Source organism: Parapedobacter sp. ISTM3, assembly GCF_016533505.1.
Lineage (GTDB): Bacteria > Bacteroidota > Bacteroidia > Sphingobacteriales > Sphingobacteriaceae > Parapedobacter > Parapedobacter luteus.
Genome location: NZ_JAENGN010000006.1, coordinates 1 through 16785, shown reverse-complemented (window position 1 = coordinate 16785; position 16785 = coordinate 1). Strand labels below are relative to the sequence as shown.

Genomic DNA, 16785 nt, shown 5'->3' with positions numbered 1-16785 from the left:
TTTTTAAAAAAATAAACACAACGAACCTTCATAAAGTATACCTTTGAGGGAAACGCATATCATTAAAAAGAACACATTATGAAACATGCTGTCGCATTAGGCTTATTGGTAGCCTTTTTTACCACTGCCAAGGGATCCTCCGATCTACCATTACCCCAAAAAGAAGATGTGCTGCCGGATAACCGGGCATTGACATTAAAATTCAATCTCAAGCGAGGCGAGCAGTATTTTTTTTCGTCAGCAACCAAGCAAAACATTACACAAAGCTTCATGGGCCAGCAGATGGCCACCACACAGGATATCCTTTCCGAATACATCTATGATATCCAGTCGGTACAAAATGGCATCACTGCCATCAACGTGACCTTCAGCAGGATAAAAATGGATACAGACGTCGCTGGCATGCAAAGAATCACATTTGATTCCGAAAACCCTGAAGCAAGTTCAAACGAATTAAGCGCAATCTCCAATCTCGTCGGTAAGTCTTTTCAGATGTACATCAATGAAGAAGGAAACGTAGAAAAAGTGGAAGGTCTGGCCGACATCATCGATGCGGCCGGTGGGCAGCAGGCCGAACTGCTGAAGCAAAGCTTTGGCGATTCTTCCATGATTCTCAGCATGAATCAGATGACTAATATTTATCCAGCCAACCAAGTGGAAATCGGCGACAGCTGGGTCAAAGCATTCACAGGCCCTATTGCCGGCATGATGCAATCCGAAGCAACCTCCACGTTTGTCCTCTCCAAGACCGAAGGCAACGTGGCTACCCTGACGGTAGCCGGTCAGATGAATTTTTCAAAGCTGCAAAACGGCGGCAATCCCATGTTGCAAGGCGCCGAGTTCAAACTGAAGGGCACACAAGAAGGCACCTTGCAAGTAGATGTCGAGTCCGGACTCCCGATACAGACCAACCTCAAACAAGATATCGGTGGCGACATCGAAATACAGGGCATGCAGATACCGATGTCCATTGTTTCAGACATCACGATTACGGGTAAAAAATTATAGCTAATACGCCGCCAAGGAGACAACCTGCGTACTGTAATCAGCCAACCGTTCCTTACCCTTAAGGAAATCGAGGCTGATGATAAACGCATAACCCGCGACAAGTCCACCAAGCCGCTGTACGAGCTGGCTAGTCGCCGCCACCGTGCCGCCTGTGGCCAGCAGGTCATCGTGAATGAGTATCCGGGCGCCGGCATTGAAAGCATCTTCATGGACCTCAATCGTTGCCTCCCCGTATTCAAGGGCATATGACTGTGCAACAGTACGGTATGGCAGCTTCCCTTGCTTTCGGATAGGCACAAACGGCTTTCCCAACCGCTGGGCCAGCATCAGCCCAAACAGGAAGCCCCGGCTTTCAATACCGGCTACCACATCAATTGTATCCGCTTGCAATCGCGCTTCAAACGCATCCACTATTGCCTTGCAGAGCGCCGGGTCTTTGAGGATTGGGGTGATATCTTTAAAGACAATCCCCGGTTGGGGAAAGTCATTTACGTCGCGTACGACAGATTTCAGTCGTTGGTCAATCATTAGCTATGGTTAAATAAGGTACAATTTTACGGAAAATCTCTTCGTCAATAATGGCAATATCTAATAAATCCGTGAGCGTGCGATAAGGTCCATGCTGCTTTCTGTATTGGACAATGAGGTTTGCCAGCTTAGCCCCGATCAGGGGATGACTGCTCAGCTGTGCATAGTCCGCCATGTTAAGCGCTATTTTAGCCACTTTCGCGGTGTCCACAAAAACGTGGTCTTTCAGTCCGTCAAACCGGAGTGTGTCAAACCCATAAACGTCCATGAGCTGCGAGACCTGATGAAAACCACCCAGTCTGTCCCGAAACCGCACAATGCGCGAGGCGTACACCGGCCCGATGCCCGGCAATGCCTGCAATGCCAGTGAATCGGCCGTATTCAAGTCGAGGTACAGCGCTTCCGGGGCGGTTTTTTCAATGGGTATGGCAGGCCGCCCGGCAGTCGCAGGCCGCTCAGCAGTCGCGGGCCGGATATGGATATACGGCTCAAGGCGGGCATAGTCCGATTCACTGATGGCATAGATTTTTTTCAGGTCTTCTTTTTTACGAAATCGGCCGCCCTTCGCTTCGTAGTTCTTGATCATGCGTATCTGCCTGTCGGAAAGCCCCAATCGTTTCCATGCTACCACAGCCAAACCATTGGGATCGAACGGAAAGTAGTCTACTTCCGCCAGCTGATATGCAATTTCGGACGAAGCCGTTTCAGCCGGGCTGTCCGTTTCGGTGCGCCTATCTACCGACGCCAAAAAACGCTCAATCGTGTCTATATAAGCCGGAAACGTCTCATTTTCCCGGACCTCCCTGCTACGGTATATATGCGCGCCTACTCCCATGGCCAGAAGCAGCACGGCAAGTACACCTATTCCCCTTAATTCGCTACGACTGAAAGCAAAAAACTTTTCAAACCAGCTCGACATGACAACGTGTAAGGTTCCAGCACCGCAAGATAGCAAAAACAATAAAAAAGCCCGGCAAATTCGCTGATTTACCGGGCTTTTTGATATACGCGACGTATTTTATGCTACTCGCTCATCGATCAAAGACAGCAATGCCTTGTGATTACTCGCTTTGGTCCGCGTTTTAGTCTTATGTTTATTAATCTGCCTACGTAGCGATTCCACAGCCAAGTCAGTGGCCTCTTCGAAGGATTTCGCCTGTGCTTTAGCGAACAATTGGCTACCGGGGATATTGAGCTTGAACTCCGTAATTTTATTGGCTTCGTCTTCCACATTCTCCAATTTCAGGTAGCACTCCCCGTCAATAATCTGATCAAAGAACAGGTCCAACTTGTTTACCTTTTTTTGGATAAATTTGATTAACTTCCTGTCTGCATCAAACCGGATAGATTGCACAATAATATTCATATTTCCTCCTTTTTTTTAAGCCTTTGGATGGGCTTGTTTATAAATCGATTTAAGGCGTTCTACTGAATTGTGTGTATATACTTGCGTAGCAGCTAACCCCGCGTGTCCCAATAGTTCTTTAATTGCATTTAAATCCGCTCCGTTGTCAAGCAGCGCGGTGGCAAATGTATGCCGTAATACATGTGGACTCCTTTTTTGTTGCGAAGATATAGCGCTGAGGTAATGCGTTACGATGTCATAGATCAATTTGGGATAAGCATCCTTCCCTTCTTTAGTAACGATCAGACGGGATGAAATGTTATCAAAACGTTGCTTTTTTTTTACGTCAATGTAATGTTTAAGTAATGTACCTAATGTTTGGTTGAGCGGAACGAGCCGTTCCTTGTTCCGTTTACCAAAGATAAGGACATTCCTATTGTAGAAGTCGATATGTCCTTCGCAGATTTGCAACAGCTCAGCAAGCCGGATTCCCGTACCAAACAGCAGTTCCATGACGACCTTATCACGGAGCCCTTCAAAGGTATCGGCGAATACGCCTTCCGCATCCAGCAGTGCCGATAGCTTTTCCTTATCGACTACTACGGGTAGTTTCTTGGGCGTTTTAAGTGCCTTTATCAATGTAAAAGGGTTTTGCAATGCCAGCCCTTCGCGCATCAGGAATCTGTAATACGTGCGAAGCGCGGAAAGGCTTCTGTTGACGCTTACCGGGCTCTGGCCACTTTCCAGCAGGTTAGCCAAATAAGTCCTTGCCTGGCGGTTGGTCACCGCATTGACGTCGATGCCCGCTTCGCCGAGGTATTCGATATAACGATTGACTTCATGGTCATATGCAGTAAGTGTATGCGCCGAATAGCGCTTTTCATAGCGGAGGAATTTGGCAAAACGGTCTATAAACATCGAAAACTACCCTTATATTCTACATGCTGAATATACAGATAGTTTTCTGATGTTGCAAATAAATTGCTTTTTATCTATACCGGATAAAAATCCTTAGATGGTATCTTGGTTAAGGCTCTGCTTGTAAATAGCCTTTTTTATTTGCGTACGGCGGGCAACAGATTTTTTTTCATAAGCTTGACGGGCCCGCAGTTCGCGCAGCACACCGGTCTTTTCAAACTTCTTCTTAAAACGCTTCAACGCCCTATCAAGTGATTCACCTTCTTTTACATTTACTATAATCATGTCCTGTTATACCTCCTTTCGTACGAAAATTTGTGGATTGCAAAGGTAGTATAATTATTTGAAATATAAAATAAAACTGCATAGGTATCCCAATCGATGTGTCGAATGCGCATGCATCCCGAAACATAACAGCGACATGTTATCGCAGTTCCTTTTTTATTTTATTTGATAATAAAGGTAGCCGAATCCAAACTGGCAAGATTTTCAGAAACAGCCAGCTTAAGGGATTAACCATGATCACCGTGTCTCTTTTCGTTAGTTGACGAATGCAGTAGCGAGCCAGCTTGTCCGGATCCAGCGCGGTTAAATTCGCGAAGATTCCTTGCTCGTTGATTCGTTTAGTCGCGTCGGGGTTAGTACGCATAGGACCCGGGTTTACCACGCTAACGAAAACGCTGGTATCTTTAAGCTCTTGGTAAAGCCCGCGGGAAAAAGAATGGATAAACGCTTTCGATGCCGGGTACACCGTTTTGTAGGCAATGGGCGAAAATGCCGCAAGACTTGAAACATTCAACACGTATGATTTTTCTTGCCGTTTTAAATTCGGCAAAAGCTGATGCGTGAGTAATGTGGTGGCAAGTACGTTAAGTTGAATAATTTTTTCTATATATGCGGAAGAGGCTTCATCAAACCGTTTGGTACCACCGATCCCGGCATTATTGATCAACATTTGGACATCGAAATTCCCGTTTATCCAATCAGACGCCGCCATCACGTTTTCCTTTATGGCCAAGTCGGTTTCATAATAAAACGCACGTATGCCAAAAAGGCTATGGAGACGCTTGCTTATCGTTTGTAGATTCTCATCCGGCAGACTGATCAAGATCAGATTCCAACCGTTCTTTGCCAATTCGTAGGCAAAGGATTTGCCCAATCCCTGACTTGAACCCGTAATTACAGCATATTTTCCTTCCATCATCTGAAGTATCATTCTTGTGGTCAAAAGTGGCCCATTCGCAAAACCCTGATAACGCTCGGAGAATTGTTTATCACGTGATAGGGTGAAGATATGGCTTAGCCCCTACCGAGCCTCCGAGCGATGCCGTAAATCAATATGTAGACTTTCGGACAACCCTTTGATACGGCATAGGACGGTATCAACGTAGTATTTTATCTCATCCAACTTGTATTTTTCGCCGTGACGCCGAGTTAAGTCACCTACCATAATTTCCAACGAAACGCCGTTTTTATTTTCTGCCAGGCTAAAGACATAGTCTATATCATGTTCGATATCCCAATGCACAATTGATTTCAATCCGTCAGAAACATGAAGTTCCTTAAATGAATCAAATCCCTTTTCCCATTCTTTAATGTATTTGTATTGGATTAGTACCTGTTGAATGATAGTCACATCTGCTCCAATTGAAATCGAACCTTTAACGAAATCAGTCATTATAGCTACGTTTTGTTTTGTGAATGCTTTGCTCATCAGTCAAGCCCAGTACATTTTAATTTCCGCAACAAAACTAAAAGCAAAGCGCGTGTTAAACGCCCTCCATTATCAAGTCGAACAACCTTTCATCAAACAAATAAAGTACTACAAAACAAACACTTACACGTCCGCACTTATAAAGACGAACGAAAAGCATCTTGCCCTCGTGGCTATCGATCAGGCAAGGTCTAAGAATGAAAAAAATAGCATTTTGAATATACCAAGCTCCGTTTGATTCGATACATAATCAGGTCTGAATACGCTTCCTTCTATATTCTGAGGGCGTATAATCTGTCATTTTTTTGAACGTGGTGTTGAAAGATGTCTTCGAATTAAACCCTGATTCATACCCGATCACCAAGATATTGAAACGATCATACGCTGGGTTCTTCAACAATTCCTTAGCTTTACGGACCCTGTATCTATTAATGAAATTGAAGAAATTCTCCCCAAATGCCGTGTTTATTACGTAAGAAAGCTGGTGAGTAGATAAACCCATTTGCCCGGCCAACTTAACCAGGTTCAACTCGCTATTCAGATAGGGTTGTTCATTTTCCATCAGCTGGAGCAACCGCTCCTTCAGTATGTACAATTCCGAGTCTTCTACCACCTTGGTCTTAGGCGCATCTTGCGCTTTCTCGATAAGCGTATTTCCGCTGACCACGTCAGAAAGCTCCATTCCCCGGGGAAATATCTCCTTTTGTCGAAGCGAGTAAAATGCGACCAGGTAAACAACCGCAACAAAAAACAGATTGATGTAAATATTCAGTGGTTCCGCTTTCGTTAAAAAGTTGTATGCCGCAACCACAATCGCTGACCCGATAAAAGAATACGTAATGTATTTAATCCAACGCAAATCTATATTTTCAGTATAAGAATGAATGGACTTGATAATGCGTTGGTGTTTTAAAATTTTTATGTGAGCCCATATCGTATAAAAAATGGAATGTCCTAAGAAAAACATGATAGCACTGAGCTCGAACGATTCCGTTTTGATGCTTTCCGGAGATAAAAGAAACACTAAAAATACCACAGGCGCAACAGCTATCCACGCGTGCCTCCAAGCCAACCTCGTATCCGGTTCGGTATAAAACTTAACACTTAAGATAAACGATATAGGAACTAAAAACTGGAACAACCTGAATATGACGAACAAGGCATTTGTCGTGTTGAGGTATTCTGCAAACAAGAGCTCATCAAGCCAAAAAGTCGACCATTGAAATGTAAAAACACCAAACAATAGGTTAGCTCGCCGATTAACAGAGGTGACGTTCGTTAAATGTAGAAACGATAACAATAGTAGTCCTCCGACTATCAATACGGTGATAAAAAAATCTGTGTCCATAATCCTAAAGTTACACTAAAAAGGGACATCGCCAAATAACAACTCGCTCACCTATCCGATTTTGTCCTTTTCATTCCCGATACAGCTAATTGTACTATGCAAAATCAAACCCACTGCTCGCATTCAACAAAAATGCCAAGTGAATCCCATCCCACCGTTGCCAGTAAACGAAAAATGGCTTTTTCCTTACGAAAAAAGCCATTTTTGTTTCGTGCGCCCACCTGGGCTCGAACCAGGGACCAAAAGATTATGAGTCTTCTACTCTAACCAACTGAGCTATAGGCGCAGTACAAATCATTATTGTTTTGCGGGTGCAAATTTACATATTTGCATATACATCGCGAAATTTTTATGCAAAATATTAAGAACATCATCCTGGATTACGGCAACGTATTGTTTGATATTGACTTCGCTGTATTAAGGCAATCTTTTATTGATTTGGGCATCAAAGATGTCGATGAATTTTATGGCCATAGAGCACAGCATGCGCTTTTTGACGCGTTTGACAAGGGCATTATCACGGCCGCGCAGTTCCGTCATGAGATCCGAAAAGCTGCCCGAAACGAAACCTTGCCAGATGAAGCAATAGATGCCGCATGGAATAGCCTGCTCCTTGGTGTACGGCCCGGTCATCACGAATTGCTTCTTGAACTAAAAAAACAATACCGCACATTTTTGTTGAGCAACAACAACGAGATCCATTATCGCTGGATTATGGCTTATCTCAAACGCGAATTTGGACTTACAGACAATTCGGCATTTTTCGAAAAAGACTATTACTCCCACTTGCTTGGGATGCGCAAGCCAGACAAAGAAATTTTCGAATTTGTGCTACAAACCCATGGCCTGTTGCCAGCACAAACGCTTTTCATCGATGACAGCCCGCAGCACATCGACACCGCCAAGGCGCTTGGGATCCAGACGCACCTGCTCTTGCCGGGCGACACGCTACCTGCATTTTTGAGCCGAATGCGCTAAACAATCACATCGATAATACCGGGTCTTACCTCCACTTTGATGAGACGGCGGCGCTTTATCGTTATCAGCTCGTCATCGACATGGATCAACCGGTTGTCAGCGGTAATCGTGATTTCCTGACGGGCTTCTATCAATTGCAGGGGCAGGTTCAAACGTTTTCTACTGGTTGGCTTTTTCAAGGCGTGCAGGTACTTAAGGAATGCATCCCGATCAGCTTCCTTCAACAAAGCGACCTGAAACTTCCCGTCCGTAGGATCCGCTTGGGGCGCAAGCTCCAGGTTGGGCCCGACGGACTTGATGTTCAACACTTCCACGAGGAGGTAATCACCTTCATATAGTACACCATCGACGGTGATTCTCGCCCATTTCGGCGTGTATCGCTCCGTTATTTCGATTAACTTGTCCAACGCCACATCCAATTCGTCGTCCGCCGTCTCCACTTCGTTGTGGTCGGTTTCCTTCATTTCCTTGATCAGTTTGGGAAAAATCCCCATCCCGGCACCTTCCAGGAAAAAATTAGCATCAGGCACGTTGCTTATCGCCCCCACATCGATTTTCTTCACATTCCACTCAGCAATTGTGCGGCTCAGGCCTGCCAATGCCGGGGAAGCCCCTAATGTCTTCGCAAAATTATTTGCCGTACCGGCAGGCAAGATGGCCACGGTCAAACGTTTGTCCAATAGCCGGCGCGCGAGTAAGCGCTTCATCACCTGCCGTACCGTACCGTCACCCCCGGCAATGACCACCAGCGCCGTCTTAGCCTTCAAGCGCCCCCATTGCTTTTCCTTGGTGGAGCTGTATTGGCAGGTAAATCCACAGGACACTATCGTCTGCATCAATTCTTCTTTCATATGATCCCCGTCCCCAGCCTTGGGGTTATGCAACAAGTGTGCATGTCTGCTAACTTCCATGTTCGATAGTTCCTTCTCATTTTTGGACAAAACAAAAAATCGCGAAGACTTGTTTGTAACATAGCAACGTTCATATCGCACCACTTTGGTGCTTATTAATTCAATTACTTATGCGTATTTTAGTGACCAACGATGATGGCATTTACAGTCCGGGTATCAACACATTGGCAAAGATTGCGGCCAAATTCGGGGAAGTGGTCGTCGTGGCTCCCGATGTCGAGCAGTCGTCTATGGGCCACGCTGTGACCCATTCCCGACCGTTGTCCTACAAAAAGTCTCCCATTGATTTCCCGGGTATAGAGGCATACCGTGTCAACGGCACACCGGCCGACTGCGTAGCGTTGGGCACGCATTTGCGCAACAATATCCAAGTAGTACTGTCCGGCATCAACATGGGCCCGAATCTCGGCAATTCCATGTGGCATTCAGGCACATTGGCAGCCGCAAAACAAGCCGTGCTACTCGGCAAAAAAGGTATTGCGCTAAGCACCCCGGTAGGCAATACCGAGCCAAACTTTGAGCTCCTCACTCCCTATGTCGAAAAAACGCTGGACCGGCTGCTTCAAGATCCCACGGAAATCGCCCTGTACAACGTAAACTATCCGCCGGAGCCCACAGGCATCCGCTGGACGAGGCAATCCGTAAGGCTTTACGATGGTAAAATCGAGCCCGGCAAAGATCCCATGGGTCGGAAGCATTATTGGTTTACGGTAAGTCCGCTGGAACCGGCCGAAAAAGGCACCGATAGGTGGGCGGTAGAGAATGGATTTGTTTCCGTAACGCCATTGCGGCTCGATCTCACAGACGAAAACAAATTGACCAAATTGGTGGCAACAAACACATGGCCGTAAATTTAGATAAAACTTTTTTCACTACATTTACAGTATCATAAACAGATTAGCCATGTTCAACAAAAACATACCCCAGATAGCCAGTTTGCTGATATCAGAGCCTTTTATGCTCGATCCCAATTTTCAGCGGGCCGTCATCCTGCTGTGCGAACACAACGCCGAAGATGGAACCATCGGTTATGTGCTCAATCAGCCTGCCTCCGTACAGCTTAAAGATGTCATGGACGGTTTTCCCGAAGCAGATTTCCCGCTGTTTTTCGGAGGTCCGGTAGCCCAGGAAAGCATTCATTTTATCCACAAGTGCTACGACAAGCTGCACAGCGGTATAGGTTTGGGCAACGGCATCTATTGGGGGGGCAATTTCGAAAGCCTGCAAATCCTTATCCGCAATGGCGACATACAGCAAGATGAAATTAAGTTTTTTATCGGCTACTCAGGATGGAGCCCCGGCCAACTGGACGACGAGCTGAAAGAGAATGCATGGGTTATCAGCAACCACTATCATCCCGACATTACATTGGGCAACGACGGCGAAAACCTTTGGAAGGAAGCTATTGTCTCCCTTGGACCCAAGTATGCGCACGTCGCCAATTTCCCGCAAAACCCGATGTGGAACTAGATACGGGGCTGCCCGTAAGCCTTGATATCAAAAAAATCGTATCTTCGAGCCATGAATATTCAACGGCTCTCGGAGAAATTCAATATAAAATCCGAACAAGAAGATTTTGATATCATACACGACACCGTCGAGAAAGGGATCTATTTCAAAGGAACCAATCTCTGGATTCTCATCTTTGCCATCGTCATTGCCTGCGTTGGGCTAAACGTAAACTCTACCGCGGTAGTCATCGGAGCCATGTTGATTTCCCCGTTAATGGGGCCTATTTTAGGCGTCGGCTACAGCTTGGCCACCTATGATTTCCGGCTGTTACGTAGGTCGTTGACCAATTTCGGCTTTGCCGTCGGATCCAGTCTGGCCGCCTCCACGCTTTATTTCCTGGCCACGCCACTCAGCGAAGCCCACTCGGAGTTGCTTGCCCGCACGCAGCCCAACATCTATGACGTCGTCATCGCGCTGGTGGGCGGGCTGGCAGGTATCGTGGCACTCTCAAGCAAACAAAAAGGCAACGTCATACCCGGAGTGGCCATTGCCACGGCGTTGATGCCGCCACTGTGCACAGCAGGATACGGGCTGGCCACCGGCACGTGGAATTATTTTTTCGGTGCATTTTACCTATTTACCATTAATACGGTATTCATTGCAGTAGCGACGCTGATGACCGTCCGCTTTCTGAACTATCCCATTTGGCACGGTGTCGATGAAAGCACGAAGAAGATTGCCAACCGGTGGGTCAGCGTTATCGCTACCGTCACCATCCTTCCCAGTCTATATTTCTCGGCTACCTATTAGTCAAACAGGAGCGATTTACGCAGCAAGCCAACGCTTACATCCGCAACGAAACCTATATCGAAGGCGATTACCTGTTGAAGTCCGAGATCGATCCGGTTAAGCGGGGCATACGCCTCATCTATGGCGGCCGTCTTATCCCTGAGCGCACCAAGCAAGAAGTCATTGCAAAGGCAAGGCATTATGGCCTTGATGAGGAAAACATCATCATCCAGCAAGGCTTCTCATTAGCCGATGAAGAGGCCAGCGAAAACCTGCTGGCGCTCAATACCCAGCAGTCTGAGATCAATCGCTTACGGGCTGATCTGGCCAAAGCCCTGCACGCGCAAGACAGCGTCGTCCAGCGGCAACATTTAGGCCGGCAATTGCTGCAGGAGTTGAAGCCCCTATTCCCAGAAATTATTGCGTGCGGCACTGCCGACCAAGTGGTCTATGACGATTCGCTGCGTTCACGCAACTACCTGACGCTTTTCCTGGAAACGTCTGATAGAAAAAGAACAATTAACAACCAACCCAAGCTTGAAAACTGGCTTCGCTCACGATTGGCTACCGATTCTGTAAAAATTTATATCGACTAACCTCCGTTTACGCCCGGTTGATGTTGCATGGGCTGTGCAAATTAAACTTGCCGTAAAAAAAACGGGACAAAAGGACAATATTTCTTGCAAAAAACTATAGATTTGCGGGATGTCAGCAATCCCTTTGCCGAATTTAATCAGTAATTTTATTGGATGTACCATTCTTTCCATGTTTAATGCCACGGCTTTGCCCGTGTCGGCAGGCATCTACGGTCCAGTATTTCGGCACCTGCCGATTTTTCGACGGGAGCATGGAAAGCTTGCCGGTACGCCCCCGTTAAGACATCCGGCACAACGGTCTACCTAACTTCATGCAGATAAGATAAACAACAACAAGATACAAACCTTACCATACATGGAACAAGCGATAAACGCCATCAATAACATTATTTGGAGCAATGCTTTAGTACTATTATGCCTGGCAGCAGGCGTCTATTTTTCTTTTGCCACGGGATTTGTGCAAGTCAGGTATTTCAAAGACATGGTCAAGCTTCTGATTACTGGCGGGTCATCAACAAAAGGAGTTTCTTCATTCCAGGCCTTCGCCATCGCGCTGTCGGGGCGGATTGGCACCGGCAACATCGCCGGCGTCGCCACCGCTATCGCCATGGGCGGGCCCGGCGCAGTCTTCTGGATGTGGATCATTGCATTCCTTGGCAGTGCATCCGCTTATGTCGAAGCAACCCTTGGACAAATCTATAAAGAGGTAAAAGACGGCCAATACCGCGGCGGGCCTGCTTTCTATATTGAAAAAGGGCTTGGCGTCAAGTGGTATGCCATCGTATTCGCCGTGGCCACGATATTAAGCACCGCTTTATTTCTTCCCAGCGTGCAAAGCAACAGCATCGCATTAAGCAGCCTTACGGCATTTTCCATTCCCGTGGAATACACGGGCATAGCGTTGGTGCTGCTGCTCGGATTGATCATTATCGGCGGGGTCAAGCGTATCGCCAAAGTAGCTGAAGTTGTAGTACCGTTCATGGCCGGCGGATATATCCTACTTGCGCTCATCATCATTGCCTTTCATTTCAGGCAGGTGCCTGATGTACTCCTGTTGATTGTAGAATCCGCATTCAACCTTGAACCCGCATTTGCCGCAGTTATCGGTGCGGCGGTCGCATGGGGCGTCAAGCGGGGCATTTATTCCAATGAAGCCGGACAAGGCACAGCACCCCACGCGGCGGCGGCAGCGGAGGTAAGCCACCCGGCCAAGCAGGGGCTTGTGCAGGCATTTTCCGTATATGTGGATACCCTATTTGTCTGCACAGCGACGGCTTTCATGATTCTTTTCACAGGCCAATACAATGTCCAGCATCCCGATGGCGGATACCTTGTCGAAAACCTTCCCGGCGTAGAAATCGGCCCTGCATATACTCAGCATGCTATTGCAGCGCATTTCCCTACCATCGGCGGGCCTGCTGTGGCTATTGCGCTGCTGTTTTTTGCTTTTACCACCATCATGGCCTATTACTACATGGCCGAGACCAATTTGAGCTACCTGGATAGCAAAGGGCGCCATCGGTGGGCAATTTGGGTGCTACGCGTACTCATTTTATTTGCCACGTACTACGGCACCGTGAAAACCGCCGAAGCAGCCTGGACACTGGGCGATATCGGCGTAGGTCTCATGGCGTGGCTCAACCTTATCGCAATTCTATTGCTTCGCAAGCCCGCTTTACAGGCGTTGAAAGACTACCGTAAGCAGAAAAAAGCCGGCAAGGATCCCGTATTTAACGCGGCAGAACACGGCATTACCGGTGCCGAGCATTGGAATGAGAAGTAGTGGAAGCAGCGATTGCCGACACGGCAAACGGCTGCAGGATAGCGGCATGGGCTGCCTCACCTGCCACATCAGCCTCCTGCTGGGTCACCTGTTCAGGACGGTAGCGGTCCACCGGAGCCTGCTGGCCGAATAACGCTTCAAACCACGTGCATGCCGCAATAAACCGCCCGATATGCAGGTCAAGATGGTAGCCATCCCGTGTCAGATCATCGCCCAGGAAAGTCATGCGCGCATTCTGGATAGCCGTTCCACTGGGTATCAGCAAGTCAAACGGAATAAGCGCCTGTGCCTTTCGGGAAGCCTCCATGATAGCGCGGTACATCGTCTGTTGGTTTTTGCCGTAGGCAGCAAAGCCCTCGTGTGTCGAAGACGGTGCGTATGCCCAGGTCTGATGCCAGCTATATTTCACCGTGCCTTCGGACACACTGTCGATATACCGGTGCAGCGCATGGATAGGCTGCGCATAGGAGTCAAAGCGGCCGGAGAGCGGACTTGCCTGTTGCAGGGACACGTAGTCCCACGGCTCGTCACGCAGTGCAGTACGTATGCTCACCTGTTCGCGCGTGTGTTTCTTTCCGTTGGCATCGATTTTCCGGTAGCTGTACGCATCCTTGTCGCCTTGCGCATTTTCCCAATGGAGTGACAGCGGCGCCCCACCGATGTACATATTGCCGATCACTACCGGCTTACCGGCGGCCGCGGCCAGTTCATATAAATATTGTTCTACAGCGTCTTCCGAAAAACTGTTGCCGATAGCCAATACTCTCAACGTATCGGCTGCATTCATGGCCCATGCATGGACGCTACAGGCCACGGCCATGACCAACAATAACATCGCCCGATTAACTTTTCGCATCACCAATGATAACAAAAATCCGCGCATATTCAAAAAAGTAAAACAATCTCTCCTGTTTAGCGGGTTACGGATTCTATTTCCGATATTTATGGCTTTGGGACAAACAGCATGCGGATATTTTATTTCCTGGTATTTTTTGCAGGCACGGTATACTACGCCTTCACCGCTGTATACACGGGGCTGAAGGACATGGATGTGCCCACCCGGCATGTGCTGATAGCCGCCTACCTGTTGGTCAGTGCAGGCGCATTGGTCAGCCCGGTGATGTTCAGCCGCTGGTCGTCCATCGGCTGGCCCAGCGCTGCCCTCAAGCACACCGTACATGCGCTAATTGCAGTGCTTCTCGGGCAGATCGTCATGGCATCGGTGATGTTCATGAGTGATCTGCTCGTTGGCGTGAGGGCCGTATGGGTGGTGTTGCAAACTGCCTGGTCCGCTACGCCTTCCAGCGGGACCACCAACCTATCGCGCAGTCCCATTGCCGGCCAATTGGCCATGCTATCCGGCGGCATGCTGACCATCGGTTTGCTGTATGGCGTATCCCGGCGTTACCGTTATCAGGTACGAACTGTGAAAATACCCATCCGCGGTCTTCCGAAAGCATTCCATGGGCTGCGGATTGTGCAGCTGTCCGATATCCACTCGGGGAGTTATGACAATCCTGACGCGGTCAGCAAGGGAGTCGATATGGCCATGGCACTGCGGCCCGATCTCATCCTCTTCTCCGGTGACCTGGTTAACAACCGGGCAGCTGAGTTTAAGCCCTACCTCGACATTTTCGCCAGACTCCGCGCGCCTTTGGGCGTCTTTTCCGTCTTGGGCAATCACGACTACGGCGATTACGTCCGCTGGCCATCGCTCAGTGCCAAGCAGCACAACCTCCAGACGTTGCTGCATTACCAGCGTTTGGCCGGCTGGCGGGTGCTCTTGAATGAATCCGTGACCATCAAGAAAAATGGCGATGCACTCGTCGTCGCCGGAGTCGAAAACTGGAGCGGCCGGGCCGCCTTTTCCCGCTATGGGAACCTCGCCAAAGCCCTTTCGGGGATATCAGGCGAGCCGCCGGTCATCCTCCTCAGCCATGATCCCTCCCATTGGGAAGCCGAGGTGGTCGGCGCTTATCCGCAAATCGCGCTTACCCTCAGCGGGCATACGCACGGCATGCAATTCGGCATTGAGTCGAAGTGGCTCAGGTGGAGTCCAGTGCAATATTTTTACAAACAATGGGCTGGCCTTTACCAACGGGGGTCACAATACCTTTACGTCAACCGCGGATTCGGCTTTCTGGGCTACCTTGGCCGACTGGGGATGCCACCAGAGATAGCCTTGCTGGAACTGGTGGAAGCCTGATACCACGATCGTATTGCCCGATTCCGTACGCAAGCGGACAATCGATTGTCCGTTATCGAACAGCCCTCCATTTATGACAAAATTTATTTTACTGAATATCAACACATTGTGATTTTGGTACAGAAATATCATGTATTGGCACAGTACGGCGATGCCAAGCCGGGGAAAACACCCGGCGGTACAGAAGCCGGCAAAATCAGGAGAGAAAATAAAAATTGATAATCAAAAAAACAACATCATGAAAACATTAGCCATCATCACACTTTTTGCCACAGCAAATGCAGGAACCACATGCTTTGCCCATGCTGCCGACAAACCCGTGGCCATCCATCCCATTACAAACGAGGTCAGCGAACTCACCAAGCGGTTGGAAGCTTTCAAATCACAGGTCGCCTTCCATGAGCGCAACGTCAGCGTTCTATGGCAGCAATACGACTTAGCAGTACAGCGCATCCAAAACCAGACAGGCAGCCACGCCGACCTGGCGCGCGATGAAGCCTTTTTTGTAGGCGTATACCAGCAAGACATCGACAACGGCATCCGCGTGGAGGAAAGCCAAAAAGCCATCGCCGAAATCAAGGTGCGATACGCCCGCGCCCATGAGCAACGGACCGCCCAGGAAGCACGCCACATCGCAGTGCTGCAGACCCAGTTGAAGAAGGAACTCAAACGCGAGGCCAAAGCGCTCAAGAAAACGAAAGAAGCCCATGCCAGCCTTGCAAAGACGCTGCCCATGCTCACCGAGGTTGAACAGTACATCCACGAATCCATCAAGCGTGCCGATATGTTGCTGTCAGATACGCACAAAACCATTATCGCCACCCGATAATCCGTTGCCAAGGCCCGGACATCCATAGGCGTCATACCGACGCCGCACAATGCCCCACCTGATGCGTGGGGCATTGTCAGATCAGGAATATCGGGGCAGCCGCTTGCCGATGCCGCATCAATACCGTTGCAGATTCAAAACACCAGCCCCAGTTGTTTCAATCCTTTCATGGGCGACGTCGATTATACAAATGCCCAAAGATATCATTTTTCTGCGGGCATGCCGTACAGGCCTTGTATCTTGTATAGGCAGCGTATTTATAGCAACGCGCAAACCCGCGGACCTTAAAGCATCCCGATGATGCCGCCAAACCGGTAGCTCAGGCCGATTTCGTGGGTATTGTTGCTGATACGCCGGTTCAGCGGCTCGTTGCGCGTGCC

General features: G+C 48.5%; 19 protein-coding genes and 1 tRNA gene. 9 read left to right on the top strand and 11 right to left on the bottom strand.

The window, feature by feature from the left end:
- Positions 1 to 78: 78 nt before the first annotated feature.
- Entirely contained in the window at positions 79 to 1008 is a 930-nt protein-coding gene (locus JHJ32_RS09740; protein ID WP_200120860.1) for a DUF6263 family protein, read from the top strand.
- On the opposite strand, the gene JHJ32_RS09735 is transcribed toward JHJ32_RS09740, so the two are convergent.
- The 9 genes from JHJ32_RS09735 to JHJ32_RS09695 form a co-directional block, all read right to left on the bottom strand.
- The gene (locus tag JHJ32_RS09735) at positions 1009 to 1536 is read right to left on the bottom strand and encodes an adenine phosphoribosyltransferase (protein ID WP_200120859.1); all 528 of its coding nucleotides are present in this window, start codon (positions 1534 to 1536) and stop codon (positions 1009 to 1011) included.
- A complete protein-coding gene (locus JHJ32_RS09730) occupies positions 1529 to 2455 on the bottom strand; it encodes a helix-hairpin-helix domain-containing protein (RefSeq protein ID WP_079715777.1) in 927 nt (308 codons plus the stop codon). Before JHJ32_RS09730 ends, JHJ32_RS09735 begins: the two co-directional genes overlap by 8 nt.
- 99 nt (positions 2456 to 2554) lie before the next feature.
- Complete coding sequence (gene hpf / locus JHJ32_RS09725; RefSeq protein ID WP_079715776.1) at positions 2555 to 2902, bottom strand: ribosome hibernation-promoting factor, HPF/YfiA family; 348 nt, start codon at positions 2900 to 2902, stop codon at positions 2555 to 2557.
- Positions 2903 to 2917: 15 nt separating this feature from the next.
- Complete coding sequence (locus JHJ32_RS09720) at positions 2918 to 3799, bottom strand: tyrosine-type recombinase/integrase (RefSeq protein WP_200120858.1); 882 nt, start codon at positions 3797 to 3799, stop codon at positions 2918 to 2920.
- Positions 3800 to 3892: 93 nt separating this feature from the next.
- Positions 3893 to 4084: a 30S ribosomal protein S21 gene (rpsU, locus tag JHJ32_RS09715; protein ID WP_079715774.1), complete on the bottom strand. Its 192-nt coding sequence runs from the start codon at positions 4082 to 4084 to the stop codon at positions 3893 to 3895.
- 139 nt (positions 4085 to 4223) lie between these two features.
- Entirely contained in the window at positions 4224 to 5000 is a 777-nt protein-coding gene (locus tag JHJ32_RS09710) for an SDR family oxidoreductase (RefSeq protein WP_233632598.1), read from the bottom strand.
- A 105-nt stretch (positions 5001 to 5105) separates the two neighbouring features.
- Entirely contained in the window at positions 5106 to 5513 is a 408-nt protein-coding gene (locus JHJ32_RS09705) for a hypothetical protein (RefSeq protein WP_079715773.1), read from the bottom strand.
- Positions 5514 to 5763: 250 nt separating this feature from the next.
- Positions 5764 to 6861: an AraC family transcriptional regulator gene (locus JHJ32_RS09700; RefSeq protein ID WP_200120856.1), complete on the bottom strand. Its 1098-nt coding sequence runs from the start codon at positions 6859 to 6861 to the stop codon at positions 5764 to 5766.
- Positions 6862 to 7073: 212 nt separating this feature from the next.
- Positions 7074 to 7147 (bottom strand) — tRNA-Ile (locus JHJ32_RS09695).
- Between the two features lie 65 nt (positions 7148 to 7212).
- Here JHJ32_RS09695 and JHJ32_RS09690 point away from each other — a divergent pair.
- Complete coding sequence (locus JHJ32_RS09690) at positions 7213 to 7839, top strand: HAD family phosphatase (RefSeq protein ID WP_200120855.1); 627 nt, start codon at positions 7213 to 7215, stop codon at positions 7837 to 7839.
- Here JHJ32_RS09690 and JHJ32_RS09685 read toward each other — a convergent pair.
- Positions 7836 to 8750 carry a diacylglycerol kinase family protein gene (locus tag JHJ32_RS09685; protein ID WP_200120854.1) on the bottom strand — a complete coding sequence of 305 codons (915 nt, stop codon included), beginning with the start codon at positions 8748 to 8750 and terminating at the stop codon, positions 7836 to 7838. The two genes, JHJ32_RS09690 and JHJ32_RS09685, sit on opposite strands and share 4 nt — an antisense overlap.
- A 110-nt stretch (positions 8751 to 8860) precedes the next feature.
- Here JHJ32_RS09685 and surE point away from each other — a divergent pair, with 110 nt between their 5' ends.
- The 5 genes from surE (at position 8861) to JHJ32_RS09660 (ending at position 13370) form a co-directional block, all read left to right on the top strand.
- Positions 8861 to 9601, top strand: a complete 741-nt coding sequence (gene surE / locus JHJ32_RS09680) for a 5'/3'-nucleotidase SurE (RefSeq protein ID WP_079715768.1) — start codon at positions 8861 to 8863, stop codon at positions 9599 to 9601.
- 52 nt (positions 9602 to 9653) lie between these two features.
- Positions 9654 to 10220 (top strand): YqgE/AlgH family protein, encoded by a 567-nt coding sequence (locus JHJ32_RS09675; RefSeq protein WP_079715767.1) that lies wholly within the window; start codon positions 9654 to 9656, stop codon positions 10218 to 10220.
- A gap of 51 nt (positions 10221 to 10271) precedes the next feature.
- Positions 10272 to 11012 (top strand): TIGR00341 family protein, encoded by a 741-nt coding sequence (locus JHJ32_RS09670; RefSeq protein WP_200120853.1) that lies wholly within the window; start codon positions 10272 to 10274, stop codon positions 11010 to 11012.
- Complete coding sequence (locus JHJ32_RS09665; RefSeq protein WP_200120852.1) at positions 10949 to 11587, top strand: hypothetical protein; 639 nt, start codon at positions 10949 to 10951, stop codon at positions 11585 to 11587. Before JHJ32_RS09670 ends, JHJ32_RS09665 begins: the two co-directional genes overlap by 64 nt.
- Positions 11588 to 11942: 355 nt before the next feature.
- A complete protein-coding gene (locus JHJ32_RS09660; protein ID WP_200120851.1) occupies positions 11943 to 13370 on the top strand; it encodes a sodium:alanine symporter family protein in 1428 nt (475 codons plus the stop codon).
- Here the strand turns inward: JHJ32_RS09660 and JHJ32_RS09655 are convergent.
- Positions 13339 to 14226 (bottom strand): DUF4886 domain-containing protein, encoded by an 888-nt coding sequence (locus JHJ32_RS09655; RefSeq protein ID WP_079716024.1) that lies wholly within the window; start codon positions 14224 to 14226, stop codon positions 13339 to 13341. The two genes, JHJ32_RS09660 and JHJ32_RS09655, sit on opposite strands and share 32 nt — an antisense overlap.
- 108 nt (positions 14227 to 14334) lie before the next feature.
- Here JHJ32_RS09655 and JHJ32_RS09650 point away from each other — a divergent pair, with 108 nt between their 5' ends.
- Positions 14335 to 15576 carry a metallophosphoesterase gene (locus JHJ32_RS09650; protein WP_200120850.1) on the top strand — a complete coding sequence of 414 codons (1242 nt, stop codon included), beginning with the start codon at positions 14335 to 14337 and terminating at the stop codon, positions 15574 to 15576.
- A gap of 238 nt (positions 15577 to 15814) precedes the next feature.
- On the top strand, positions 15815 to 16405 hold the full coding sequence (locus tag JHJ32_RS09645) for a hypothetical protein (protein ID WP_139378544.1): 591 nt from the start codon (positions 15815 to 15817) through the stop codon (positions 16403 to 16405).
- Positions 16406 to 16785: the final 380 nt, after the last annotated feature.

What these genes read in the sequence shown, in the direction of transcription:
- JHJ32_RS09650 (WP_200120850.1), top strand. Translation starts at nt 14,335, where the DNA reads ATGCGGATATTTTATTTCCTGGTATTTTTTGCAGGCACGGTATACTAC.
- hpf (WP_079715776.1), bottom strand. Translation starts at nt 2,902, where the DNA reads ATGAATATTATTGTGCAATCTATCCGGTTTGATGCAGACAGGAAGTTA.
- surE (WP_079715768.1), top strand. Translation starts at nt 8,861, where the DNA reads ATGCGTATTTTAGTGACCAACGATGATGGCATTTACAGTCCGGGTATC.
- JHJ32_RS09670 (WP_200120853.1), top strand. Translation starts at nt 10,272, where the DNA reads ATGAATATTCAACGGCTCTCGGAGAAATTCAATATAAAATCCGAACAA.
- rpsU (WP_079715774.1), bottom strand. Translation starts at nt 4,084, where the DNA reads ATGATTATAGTAAATGTAAAAGAAGGTGAATCACTTGATAGGGCGTTG.
- JHJ32_RS09740 (WP_200120860.1), top strand. Translation starts at nt 79, where the DNA reads ATGAAACATGCTGTCGCATTAGGCTTATTGGTAGCCTTTTTTACCACT.
- JHJ32_RS09675 (WP_079715767.1), top strand. Translation starts at nt 9,654, where the DNA reads ATGTTCAACAAAAACATACCCCAGATAGCCAGTTTGCTGATATCAGAG.
- JHJ32_RS09655 (WP_079716024.1), bottom strand. Translation starts at nt 14,226, where the DNA reads ATGCGAAAAGTTAATCGGGCGATGTTATTGTTGGTCATGGCCGTGGCC.
- JHJ32_RS09685 (WP_200120854.1), bottom strand. Translation starts at nt 8,750, where the DNA reads ATGGAAGTTAGCAGACATGCACACTTGTTGCATAACCCCAAGGCTGGG.
- JHJ32_RS09660 (WP_200120851.1), top strand. Translation starts at nt 11,943, where the DNA reads ATGGAACAAGCGATAAACGCCATCAATAACATTATTTGGAGCAATGCT.
- JHJ32_RS09720 (WP_200120858.1), bottom strand. Translation starts at nt 3,799, where the DNA reads ATGTTTATAGACCGTTTTGCCAAATTCCTCCGCTATGAAAAGCGCTAT.
- JHJ32_RS09730 (WP_079715777.1), bottom strand. Translation starts at nt 2,455, where the DNA reads ATGTCGAGCTGGTTTGAAAAGTTTTTTGCTTTCAGTCGTAGCGAATTA.
- JHJ32_RS09735 (WP_200120859.1), bottom strand. Translation starts at nt 1,536, where the DNA reads ATGATTGACCAACGACTGAAATCTGTCGTACGCGACGTAAATGACTTT.
- JHJ32_RS09705 (WP_079715773.1), bottom strand. Translation starts at nt 5,513, where the DNA reads ATGAGCAAAGCATTCACAAAACAAAACGTAGCTATAATGACTGATTTC.
- JHJ32_RS09645 (WP_139378544.1), top strand. Translation starts at nt 15,815, where the DNA reads ATGAAAACATTAGCCATCATCACACTTTTTGCCACAGCAAATGCAGGA.
- JHJ32_RS09710 (WP_233632598.1), bottom strand. Translation starts at nt 5,000, where the DNA reads ATGGAAGGAAAATATGCTGTAATTACGGGTTCAAGTCAGGGATTGGGC.
- JHJ32_RS09700 (WP_200120856.1), bottom strand. Translation starts at nt 6,861, where the DNA reads ATGGACACAGATTTTTTTATCACCGTATTGATAGTCGGAGGACTACTA.
- JHJ32_RS09690 (WP_200120855.1), top strand. Translation starts at nt 7,213, where the DNA reads ATGCAAAATATTAAGAACATCATCCTGGATTACGGCAACGTATTGTTT.